Below are 10,003 nucleotides of genomic sequence, written 5' to 3'. Positions count from 1 at the left end.
CAATTGAAATGTTCCGTGATCGGGAGACTAAATAATGGGCAGAGCTTGGCTTGGACTTGGCGCAAATATCGGGCGCCCACGCGCGCAACTGCTTGAAGCGTTGCGACGTCTTGATGCGCATCCAGACGTTCACATCACCCGCAAATCACGTATTATCGAAACAGACCCATGGGGCAAAACCGATCAGGACCCATTCCTCAATATGGCGATTGAGGTCGAGACGGCCCTTGGCCCCATCGATTTGCTTGATTCTTGTTTGATGATTGAGAAAGCTATGGGGCGGACGCGCGATGAAAAGTGGGGCCCTCGCCTTATCGACATTGATGTGATCGCGTTTGGCCAGTCAATACTTCAATCTGAACGACTAACGATCCCCCATCCCCACGCCCACGAGCGTGCATTTGTGATGGACCCGTTGGAGGAAATTGCACCATCAGTCGTTGAATGGATTAAAAAACAGGCCGAAACGACTGTGCCCGAAGCCTAAGCTTCGCGCCCTACGAGTTCGAGCACTTTCACCGCAGCATCAAAATCTTGCTTTTTGAACGCACGCATCCGTATGGCTTCACCATCTTCGCCCCATTGCTTAGACTGATAATCTTCGTCCACATAGGCGTCCGTCAAAACTTGCTCGGGGGTAAACAAACCCTCGCTCAAGCCAACAGCAAGAACCGCTGACCCCGTGACTGACGTAATCAACATTGTCGAAAATGCTGCCAAAACACCATATGGCTTGACCAGTTCCCCAATCCGGGACTGCACTTCTGCTGGCTGATCCTGATGCATGACGCCGATGATCACCTTGAACGATATGTCATATCGTTTTGAAAAAGCATCTAATGCCGCGTCCCAATGTTTGGACTGTAGGTCGACCAGATCTTGCGGGCCTTCTGCCCGATAAGCCAGCAAATCATTGCCAGCAAATTTGACGATTTCTGCTTTGACGGCGTCCAGCGTCTCTTCGCCCTTTTCAACGGTGGTATTGACCAACCGAGTAAGCGGCATCTTTGCTGGGTCAATATCGCCAACGACAGCGGCCCATTCTGCTCCAAGCAATGTGGCAAGCCGTTGGCTTGGCACCTGCACAATCATTTTGCCGGGTGTTTTGATCGGTCGGCCATCCAAAAGCACACAAAACCCATTCTCGACAGTGCCAACACTCACTTCTTTGTAAAAGCGTTTCGGCAGATGTTGTTTTTGATGCTTTTGTGCGCGTCCATAGCCATCTTCAATATGTGCTTGGGCGTCTTCCAAAATTTCACGCATGCTGTCTACCTCGTCAATTCGTCTATTGCATCAATGAGCTGATGATAGTGGTCAATCACCAAATCCGCACCGCTTCGACGCAAGGTCCCATGGTCATGATAACCCCAGTTCACGCCCAATGCCTTAGCGCCCGCCGCTTTGGCCATCTCCATATCATATGATGTATCACCAATCATCACCGTTTTTGTGGCATTCACACCAGTTTCTGACATGGCGGTGTGGATCATGCCCGGATGTGGCTTTGACGGATTATTGTCCGGCGTTTGCAAAGTGTGAAACAAGTGTCCAAACCCCTGCTCCTTGAATAGGCGCTCCACGCCTTTTAGACGCTTGCCAGTGGCAATACCCAAAAGCGTTTCATCTTGGCTCCCTAAGGTCGCAATCGCCTCTGCAGCGCCCTTATAAATCTGTTCGTCAATCAAGCCATTTTCTATTTTGTGATTAAAATGGTCGCGATATTCTTGCTCAAGTTTTCGAGCAAGGTCGTGATCTTTTACGTCCAAAAGGCGCAGCATAGCCACATCAAGGCTCAACCCGATGCCAGATCGAATATCGTGATCAGAGGGAACCGCCAGATCATTCTCTCGAAAGACCTGCTGTCCAATTTCAACAATATGCGCTGCGCTATCGACGATTGTGCCATCAACATCAAAAATCACCAACCGCATTAAATCTCCGCCCTCGCCCGCAACCCTTCGTCGCGCAATGTTTTGTCATACTCAATTGCAGAAATAATCACGTCTCGGACACCGTCACGAGCAACGTCAGCCATCGAGAAAAACTTAATGTGTCGAAGGTCTTTTCCCGTGCCTTCCAGCAAACCGGCAGGGTTTTGCAAGTGCGCGCCGTAAAAGAACTGAAAACTGACGTGATGAGGATGCCCACAGACCGTACCAATTGTCGAATTGCCGACAAACCCAGGAAAACCCCAGCGTTTCATTCGATGTAAAGTGGGATCAATTTCAGCCACCAACTCGTAAACCGCATGTGCAATTGCAGCTATTGGTTCATCGAGTTTTGCAAAATGGCTGAGATCTTGCACGCATCAATCCTCGTCTAAAGCATCTTCGTCATTTGGATCGTAGTGTTTAACGTTAAAGCCAAACATATCGAAGGTTTTTTGCATGTGCGGTGGCAGTGGCGCGGTTATGTCCAACCGCTTACCACTTGGCAAAGGCAATGCCAGTCGACGGGCATGCAAATGCAGACCTTCGCCGAGATCGTCTGGCTTCTCCCAGTTTTCAATGTCGAAATAGCGCGGATCATTGATGATCGGTGTGCCCATTTCCCGCATATGTACGCGCAATTGATGCGTGCGGCCGGTAACAGGCTTAAGCGTTACCCAAGCAAATTTTCCGCCGGCGTCCTCGGTCACCGAATAATGCGTCATGGAATGCTGCGCACCATCAACACCTTGGCTAACGACACGCATTTGCTCGCCGTCTTCCGTGCTCTGACGCGCCACAAAACAAGAGATTTTGCCTTGCTTTGGATGCGGCACATAGGCTGTCACCGCCCAATAGATTTTGCGCGCAGAACGAGAGCGAAACACCTCGCCAAAATGAGAAGCAGCTGATCTGGTTTTTGCAATCAGCAAACAGCCAGACGTGTCCCGGTCCAAGCGATGCACCAGCCGCGGTTTTTCGCCTTTTTTATTTGGGATGCTTTCAAGCAATTTATCCAGATGCCACTTCGTGCCGGTGCCGCCCTGAACCGCCATACCATGCGGCTTGTTGATCACCAAAATGTCGTCATCTTCATAAAGCGTGATATCGCGCAGAAAACGCACGTCTTTCTCAACGACGCGGGGCTTGTATTCGCGATGGGATTCTGGAAGGTCGCCAATCGGCGGTACGCGAATTGTTTGCCCTTTAGCAAGACGTGTGTTTGCTTTGACGCGGCCTTTGTCAATTCGCACTTCGCCCTTGCGGATGATCCGCTGTAGACGTGAGAACGGCAAATCTGGGAAATGCACAGAAAACCATCGATCAAGGCGCATGCCTTCTTCTTCTTTGGCGACTATTCTTTGTTGTACACCGGTGCCACTCATAGGGCTAACCCTTTCATAAGCGCTAACGCGCCAAATAATGCTGCGATCGAAAGCACAACAGACAAACCAACATATCCAGCAGCGGCCATCACCTGCCCACGCTCATAAAGCACAATGGCATCAAGCGAAAACGCTGAAAATGTCGTGAACCCACCACAAAACCCAGTGGCCAGCAACAAACGTGCTGAATGACCCCATTCGGGCGTCGCTTTGGCTAAATAGCCAATAATCAACCCAATAATGAAAGAGCCAACCACATTCACGAACATCGTCGCGTAAGGATAACCGATCAGCCCGAGGCGCATGACCAACTGACCAACACCGTGTCGCCCCATAGCACCCAAAGCACCACCTAAGCCAACAAGCAAATAGGACATCAATCTGTCTTTCGTCTTCGTTCTTTTAGGCTAGCTTTTGCCTGTAGTTTTACTCAAACGCAAGCGTTTGAAATAGTCCATGCGCTTTTGCACATCGCGTTCAAACCCGCGTTCTACAGGATGATAGAACTCTTGTCGCCCTAAATCATCAGGGAAGTACTCCTGCCCTGAAAAGCCTTCAGGTGTGTCGTGGTCGTAAACATAACCTTCGCCATACCCTGACGATTTCATCAATTTGGTCGGTGCATTCAAAATATTCATCGGCGGCGTTGGCGAACCCGTTTGCTTGGCATATGCAGTTGCTTGCTTGTAAGCGGTGTAGACCGCGTTCGATTTTGGCGCCGTTGCCAAATATACCGCAGCTTGAGCAAGCGCCAACTCGCCTTCAGGCGAACCCAACATTTGAAATGCATCCCGCGCGGCAATGCATTGAAGCAAAGCATTTGGGTCAGCCAAACCAATATCTTCCACAGCCATGCGAATAAGCCGACGCGCCAAAAACATCGGATCTTCGCCAGAAACCAGCATCCGGGTCAAATAATAAAGCGCTGCGTCAGGGTCAGACCCCCGAATGGTCTTGTGTAGCGCAGAGATCAGATTGTAGTGGCCGTCTTGTCCTTTGTCGTACACCGGCGCTCGGCGTTGAACGATCCGCTCCAGCCCCTCGCGGCCCAGTTCTTCACCTTCTTGCACCGCTGCAAATATTTCTTCGACAAGCCCCAACAGCGCCCGGCCATCTCCATCTGCCATTTCAGCGAGCCCGAGGCGCGCATCTTCTGTCAAAGGCAACGAGCGCCCCATATGAGTTTCCGCACGCAGCAACAGCTGTTCGGCGGCATCATCATCATGGGGCTTAAACGTGAGGACTTGTGCACGCGACAAAAGCGCGGAATTAAGCTCAAACGAAGGGTTCTCGGTTGTCGCACCAACAAGCACCAATGTGCCATCTTCCATCACCGGCAAAAAACTATCTTGCTGGGCGCGATTGAAGCGATGAATCTCATCAACAAACAGCAGCGTACGTTTGCCAGACCGTTTCAAATCCCTTGCTTGCTCAAATACCTTTTTAAGATCAGCAACGCCGGAAAAAATCGCAGATATTTGATGAAAGTGGTAATCGACGTTTTCTGCTAAAAGCCGCGCAACCGTTGTCTTGCCCGAACCCGGCGGGCCCCAAAACACCATCGAGCCAAGACGGCCAGATTTAATCATCCGGGTCAAAATGCCTTCTTCGCCAAGCAAATGATCTTGCCCAACAACTTCAGTTAAAGATTGCGGACGCAAAAGATCGGCCAAAGGCCGATCTTCATCTGGTTCGTTCCGCAATTCTTCAACAAATAGGTCGCTCATATCACCCGCTTACAAAGCTATTGATGACTTGATTACCACGCCGCACCCTCAGCCGCCAACCGCTGACAGGTCGTTGCACAATCTTTTCAAGCTGTTTCGCCCGTTCAATCACTGTACCATTGAGCGAGAGAATAATGTCCCCTTCGCGCAAGCCGAGGCGCTGTGCGGCAGAATTATCCACCAAGCCCTTCACGATTACGCCCGTGAAATCATAAGGAAACCCGTATTTTTCAATCTCTACGGGGCCGATTTCACGCACATACGCGCCACTGAACCGACCAGCATTCTCCAGCAAAATCTGATCCCCACCTACCCCATCGTTCAACGCAACCAGCGGCAGTTTGATCACGAGCGCATCTCCGCCTCGCGCCACATAAAGCTCCACCTGCTCGCCTACCGGCTGGGTTGAAAATCGGTATTCAAATGCGCCAGGGTCCGCAATACCTCGCCCATTTACCTCAAGAATAACGTCACCAGACACAAGGCCAGCTTGATCCGCCGGTCCGCCAGGATAAACGTCTGTTATTAATGCGCCACGCGGCGGCCCGAGCAACAACCCTGCAGCCAAATCATTAGAGACGGCTTGTAGACGCGCGCCCAGCCATGGCCGAATGATTTCACCACCCTTTATGCCAGCATCAGCGATAAACCTGGCCATGCTGGCAGGAATAGCAAAACCAATACCGTTTGATCCACCAGAACGGGAATAAATCGCTGTATTAATCCCCACCAGTTCGCCGCGCATATTCACCAAGGCACCACCAGAGTTCCCCGGGTTAATTGCGGCATCAGTTTGGATAAAAAACTGAAAATCACTCACCCCAACCCCGGTGCGCGCCAACGCCGAAACAATCCCACTGGTCACGGTTTGTCCCACACCGAAAGGGTTGCCGATTGCCAACACCAAATCACCCACTTCTAAACTTTCGTCAGAAGCAAAAGGCACCTCAACAAATCCGTCCTGTGGCGGGTTCTTCACTTTGAGCACAGCAAGATCTGTCTCTTCATCAGCAAGAACCAATTCAGTTAGAAACTCCTGCCCGTCGGCCAGCGAAATACGAATGTCCTGCGCCCCGGCCACAACATGGTTGTTGGTCAGAATAATTCCTGATTTATCGACCACCACACCGGACCCCAAAGACTGCGACTTTTGAGGACGACGTTGTGTGAACGGACTGTTCTGACCGAAAAAACGATTAAAGAAGGGGTCATTAAAATCCGACTGGCGCTGCTGCGTAATCTTGGTTGCATAAACATTGACCACCGAAGGCGCAGCACTTTTGACAACGGGTGCAAACGAAAGATTAATTTGAACTTTTGATTGGGGGACAGTCTTTTCTTGCGCATAGGCACCACCCACTTGCACAAACAAAAACAAAGCAAAAACCGCAAACACTTGCCGGATCATAGATTTAACTCACATTGCTGATTCAAAACCTAACCACAAATAGGCATAAACCTTGGCAATTTTGAGTACAAACAAAAAAAGGCGCCCCAAAAGGACGCCCTAATTCTTCAAAAGCAACGACGCAAAAATTACGCGGCTTCTTCTGTATCTTTTTGACGTTCAGCAGTTGGACCAGAATCCAGGCCCTTTGCAGAAACATCACGATCAACCAACTCAATCACTGCGATTGGAGCGTTGTCGCCATAACGAAAGCCCGCTTTAAGAACACGTGTATAGCCGCCTTGACGGTCTTGATAACGTGGACCCAAAATATCGAACAACTTCTTAGCTTGTGTTTCGTCGCCGATGCGAGAAGCAGCCAAACGACGAGAGTGAAGGTCACCCTTTTTCGCAAGCGTAATCAGTTTTTCCAAAATCGGACGTAGGTCTTTGGCCTTAGGCAAAGTTGTAACGATCTGCTCGTGCTTGATAAGCGACGCGCACATATTAGCAAACATCGCTTTACGATGGCTTGCTGTTCGGTTCAACTTGCGACCGGATTTACGGTGGCGCATTCTATTCTCCTGTCAACTCAATGCGTTAAGCGAAAAAGATCAATAATGATCTTCAAAACGCTTCGCGAGATCTTCTATGTTTTCAGGCGGCCAGTTAGCTACATCCATACCAAGATGCAGACCCATTTGCGCCAGAACTTCTTTTATTTCATTCAATGACTTACGGCCAAAGTTCGGTGTGCGCAACATTTCCGCTTCCGACTTTTGGATCAAATCACCAATGTACACAATGTTGTCGTTCTTCAAGCAGTTTGCAGAACGCACAGACAATTCAAGTTCGTCAACTTTCTTCAGCAGAGCTGGGTTGAAAGCGAGTTCAGGAGTTGAATCCTCAATCACTTCTTTCTCAGGCTCTTCAAAGTTCACAAATACATTCAATTGGTCCTGCAAAATACGTGCGGCAAAAGCCACAGCATCTTCAGGAGAAATTGAACCGTCCGTTTCAACCGTCAAATTAAGCTTGTCATAGTCAAGAACTTGGCCCTCGCGGGTATTCTCCACTTTGTATGACACACGCTTGATGGGCGAAAACAACGCATCAACAGACACAAAGCCAATTGGTGCATCTTCTGGACGATTGCGATCAGCAGGCACATAGCCATTGCCAGTCTCAACAGTGAATTCCATGTTGATTTCAGCACCATCATCAAGGTGGCACAGAACCAATTCAGGGTTTAGAACTTCAATATCGCCAGAAACTTCAATATCGCCAGCCAAGACAGCGCCCGGGCCTTTCTTAGACAAAGTGAGCCGTTTGGGGCCCTCTTCTTCCATACGAATTGAAATCTCTTTAACGTTGAGCACCATATCGGTGACATCTTCACGAACGCCTGGCACAGAGGAAAACTCGTGCAGCACGCCGTCAATTTGGATTGCGGTAACCGCAGCCCCTTGCAATGAAGACAACAATACCCGACGCAACGCGTTGCCCAATGTCAAACCATAACCACGCTCTAGTGGTTCAGCGACAACGGACGCAACGCGTGCCGGATCATTTCCCGGTACAATGTCCAGTTTTGTCGGCTTAATCAGTTCTTGCCAGTTTTTCTGGATCATTATAGTTTACACCCTTTCAATAATGCGGTCCATCCGCCGAAGGCCGCATGAAATGTAAAATTCCACACCCACCCGTTTGGCCTAACGGATGGAAACGTGAATTAAACGCGACGACGTTTGCGTGGACGACATCCGTTATGTGGAATTGTAGTCACATCGCGGATGCTTGTGACTGTAAATCCAGCAGCTTGCAAAGCGCGCAACGCTGATTCACGGCCAGAACCTGGACCGCAAACTTCAACTTCTAATGTCTTCATATTGTGCTCTTGTGCTTTTTTAGCAGCATCTTCAGCAGCAACCTGCGCAGCATATGGCGTAGACTTACGAGAGCCTTTAAAACCCATAGTACCCGCTGATGACCAAGCAATAGTATTGCCTTGAACGTCAGTGATCGTGATCATCGTGTTGTTAAATGTAGAATTTACGTGCGCAACACCAGAAGTGATGTTTTTCCGCTCGCGACGCTTAACGCGCGCTTCTTTAGCCATGATTTTTCCTTATACGATCTCATCACCACCGCTCTCAGACGGTAGCTCCACCGAAACAAACAGCGCCCCGACCAACCGGGACACCAAACTTATTTCTTCTTACCTGCGATTGCTTTCGCTGGGCCCTTACGAGTCCGAGCGTTATTGTGCGTGTTTTGACCACGCACAGGCAATCCACGACGATGACGAAGGCCGCGATAGTTACCCATGTCCATCAAACGTTTGATGTTCATAGCAACCGAGCGACGCAAGTCACCTTCCACGATGTAATCACGATCGATTGTTTCACGAACCTGAATTACTTCCGCGTCGGAAAGCTCGTTTACACGACGTTCCGCAGGGATACCTACTTTTTCACAAATTTCAGATGCGTGCTTTGCACCAATCCCGTGAATATACTGAAGCGCAATTTCTACGCGCTTATTAGTCGGGATATTCACACCAGCAATACGTGCCACGTTGCTGATCTCCTTAAATTCAATGCAGATCACCATGATCCGCGTCCACACAACAGCAACAGACCAGCATTCGGCCTCTTGCAATTCTTTCAAGAAACCGAGCCCAGTCGCACCAATGCGTATAACTAAGCGCGGTTCATAACCGAGTTTCCTGCCCAAAGTCAACAGCTAGGTTGATAAGGGATATATCAGACATTCTTCAGGCAGCCAAAGCTGCCAATATTGATGTAGTGACTTCTTCGATTCCTGCCATGCCGTCAACGGTTTTAACGAGGCCTTTCTTCGAATAAAAGTCAACCAAGGGTGCTGTAAGCTCTTGATACACGTCCAACCGATTACGAAGAACCTCTTCATTATCGTCTTCACGTGCGCCGCCTGATTCAGCCGCACGAGCCAGAATACGCCCAACCAGCGTATCAGCATCGGCTTGCATCTCGACAACAGCATCAAGCGCAATACCTTTATCTTTTAGCAATTCCTCAAGCGCCTCTGCTTGAGCGGTCGTTCTGGGGAAGCCATCAAGAATAAACCCATTAGAACAATCCGCCTCGTCCAACCGATCAGAGATAATGCCAACAACAACTTCGTCAGGAACGAGGTCACCACGGGCGATTATGTCTTTCACTTCAAGTCCAAGGGCTGTCTGCGCTGCAATTGCAGCACGCAACATATCACCAGTTGAAAGTTGAGGGATGCCAAACTTCTCAATCAAAAATTGAGCTTGGGTACCTTTGCCCGCACCAGGTGGTCCTAATAGAATTAGCCTCATTTTTTCCGCCGTCCTCCCAAACGAGATTTTTTCACCAAGCCCTCATATTGTTGCGCAATCAAGTGCGACTGGACTTGTGAAATCGTATCAAGTGTTACCGCGACCATAATGAGCAGCGAAGTTCCGCCAAGGAACGCAGATACGTTCAATTGAGAAACCAGCACCTCGGGAATCAAAGCAACAAGTGTCAGATAGGTTGCACCCACTATCGTAATCCGTGTCAAAAC

General features: G+C 49.6%; 13 protein-coding genes and 1 pseudogene. 1 reads left to right on the top strand and 13 read right to left on the bottom strand.

Features of this window, described 5'->3' with window-relative positions; translation table 11 throughout:
* Positions 1-34 precede the first annotated feature (34 nt).
* The gene (folK, locus tag ACJAZW_RS14185) at positions 35-487 is read left to right on the top strand and encodes a 2-amino-4-hydroxy-6-hydroxymethyldihydropteridine diphosphokinase (RefSeq protein ID WP_415159232.1); all 453 of its coding nucleotides are present in this window, start codon (positions 35-37) and stop codon (positions 485-487) included.
* On the opposite strand, the gene ACJAZW_RS14180 is transcribed toward folK, so the two are convergent.
* The 13 genes and pseudogenes from ACJAZW_RS14180 to ACJAZW_RS14120 form a co-directional block, all read right to left on the bottom strand.
* Complete coding sequence (locus tag ACJAZW_RS14180) at positions 484-1,266, bottom strand: ATP12 family chaperone protein (protein WP_415159230.1); 783 nt, start codon at positions 1,264-1,266, stop codon at positions 484-486. The genes folK and ACJAZW_RS14180 overlap by 4 nt on opposite strands.
* 5 nt (positions 1,267-1,271) lie before the next feature.
* On the bottom strand, positions 1,272-1,934 hold the full coding sequence (locus ACJAZW_RS14175) for an HAD-IA family hydrolase (RefSeq protein ID WP_415159228.1): 663 nt from the start codon (positions 1,932-1,934) through the stop codon (positions 1,272-1,274).
* Positions 1,934-2,308, bottom strand: a complete 375-nt coding sequence (locus tag ACJAZW_RS14170; RefSeq protein ID WP_415159226.1) for a DUF1801 domain-containing protein — start codon at positions 2,306-2,308, stop codon at positions 1,934-1,936. Before ACJAZW_RS14170 ends, ACJAZW_RS14175 begins: the two co-directional genes overlap by 1 nt.
* A gap of 3 nt (positions 2,309-2,311) precedes the next feature.
* Positions 2,312-3,316, bottom strand: coding sequence for an RluA family pseudouridine synthase (locus ACJAZW_RS14165; RefSeq protein ID WP_415159224.1), 1,005 nt, complete (start codon positions 3,314-3,316; stop codon positions 2,312-2,314).
* Positions 3,313-3,693 carry a fluoride efflux transporter CrcB gene (gene crcB, locus ACJAZW_RS14160; RefSeq protein ID WP_415159222.1) on the bottom strand — a complete coding sequence of 127 codons (381 nt, stop codon included), beginning with the start codon at positions 3,691-3,693 and terminating at the stop codon, positions 3,313-3,315. Before crcB ends, ACJAZW_RS14165 begins: the two co-directional genes overlap by 4 nt.
* 30 nt (positions 3,694-3,723) lie before the next feature.
* Positions 3,724-5,043, bottom strand: a complete 1,320-nt coding sequence (locus ACJAZW_RS14155; protein ID WP_415159220.1) for a replication-associated recombination protein A — start codon at positions 5,041-5,043, stop codon at positions 3,724-3,726.
* Between the two features lies 1 nt (position 5,044).
* Entirely contained in the window at positions 5,045-6,451 is a 1,407-nt protein-coding gene (locus tag ACJAZW_RS14150) for a Do family serine endopeptidase (RefSeq protein ID WP_415159218.1), read from the bottom strand.
* 128 nt (positions 6,452-6,579) lie between these two features.
* A complete protein-coding gene (gene rplQ, locus ACJAZW_RS14145; RefSeq protein ID WP_415159216.1) occupies positions 6,580-7,005 on the bottom strand; it encodes a 50S ribosomal protein L17 in 426 nt (141 codons plus the stop codon).
* A gap of 39 nt (positions 7,006-7,044) precedes the next feature.
* Positions 7,045-8,061, bottom strand: a complete 1,017-nt coding sequence (locus ACJAZW_RS14140; RefSeq protein WP_415159214.1) for a DNA-directed RNA polymerase subunit alpha — start codon at positions 8,059-8,061, stop codon at positions 7,045-7,047.
* A 101-nt stretch (positions 8,062-8,162) separates the two neighbouring features.
* The gene (rpsK, locus tag ACJAZW_RS14135; protein ID WP_415159212.1) at positions 8,163-8,549 is read right to left on the bottom strand and encodes a 30S ribosomal protein S11; all 387 of its coding nucleotides are present in this window, start codon (positions 8,547-8,549) and stop codon (positions 8,163-8,165) included.
* Positions 8,550-8,638: 89 nt separating this feature from the next.
* Positions 8,639-9,007 (bottom strand): 30S ribosomal protein S13, encoded by a 369-nt coding sequence (gene rpsM, locus ACJAZW_RS14130; RefSeq protein WP_415159234.1) that lies wholly within the window; start codon positions 9,005-9,007, stop codon positions 8,639-8,641.
* Positions 9,008-9,206: 199 nt separating this feature from the next.
* Positions 9,207-9,776, bottom strand: coding sequence for an adenylate kinase (locus ACJAZW_RS14125; RefSeq protein ID WP_415159210.1), 570 nt, complete (start codon positions 9,774-9,776; stop codon positions 9,207-9,209).
* Positions 9,773-10,003 (bottom strand): annotated as a pseudogene (locus ACJAZW_RS14120) (preprotein translocase subunit SecY); the annotation flags it as partial. The gene ACJAZW_RS14125 and the pseudogene ACJAZW_RS14120, both read right to left, overlap by 4 nt.

Origin of the sequence: Maritalea sp. (assembly GCF_047634455.1) — a bacterium.
Taxonomy (GTDB): domain Bacteria; phylum Pseudomonadota; class Alphaproteobacteria; order Rhizobiales; family Devosiaceae; genus Maritalea.
Note: the sequence above shows the minus strand (reverse complement) of the source record. Positions and strands in the feature narration are given on the sequence as shown.

Coding starts and splice junctions, on each gene's coding strand:
- crcB (WP_415159222.1), bottom strand. CDS start 3,693: ATGTCCTATTTGCTTGTTGGCTTAGGTGGTGCTTTGGGTGCTATGGGG.
- rpsK (WP_415159212.1), bottom strand. CDS start 8,549: ATGGCTAAAGAAGCGCGCGTTAAGCGTCGCGAGCGGAAAAACATCACT.
- ACJAZW_RS14175 (WP_415159228.1), bottom strand. CDS start 1,934: ATGCGGTTGGTGATTTTTGATGTTGATGGCACAATCGTCGATAGCGCA.
- ACJAZW_RS14180 (WP_415159230.1), bottom strand. CDS start 1,266: ATGCGTGAAATTTTGGAAGACGCCCAAGCACATATTGAAGATGGCTAT.
- ACJAZW_RS14150 (WP_415159218.1), bottom strand. CDS start 6,451: ATGATCCGGCAAGTGTTTGCGGTTTTTGCTTTGTTTTTGTTTGTGCAA.
- rplQ (WP_415159216.1), bottom strand. CDS start 7,005: ATGCGCCACCGTAAATCCGGTCGCAAGTTGAACCGAACAGCAAGCCAT.
- ACJAZW_RS14165 (WP_415159224.1), bottom strand. CDS start 3,316: ATGAGTGGCACCGGTGTACAACAAAGAATAGTCGCCAAAGAAGAAGAA.
- folK (WP_415159232.1), top strand. CDS start 35: ATGGGCAGAGCTTGGCTTGGACTTGGCGCAAATATCGGGCGCCCACGC.
- ACJAZW_RS14155 (WP_415159220.1), bottom strand. CDS start 5,043: ATGAGCGACCTATTTGTTGAAGAATTGCGGAACGAACCAGATGAAGAT.
- ACJAZW_RS14125 (WP_415159210.1), bottom strand. CDS start 9,776: ATGAGGCTAATTCTATTAGGACCACCTGGTGCGGGCAAAGGTACCCAA.
- ACJAZW_RS14140 (WP_415159214.1), bottom strand. CDS start 8,061: ATGATCCAGAAAAACTGGCAAGAACTGATTAAGCCGACAAAACTGGAC.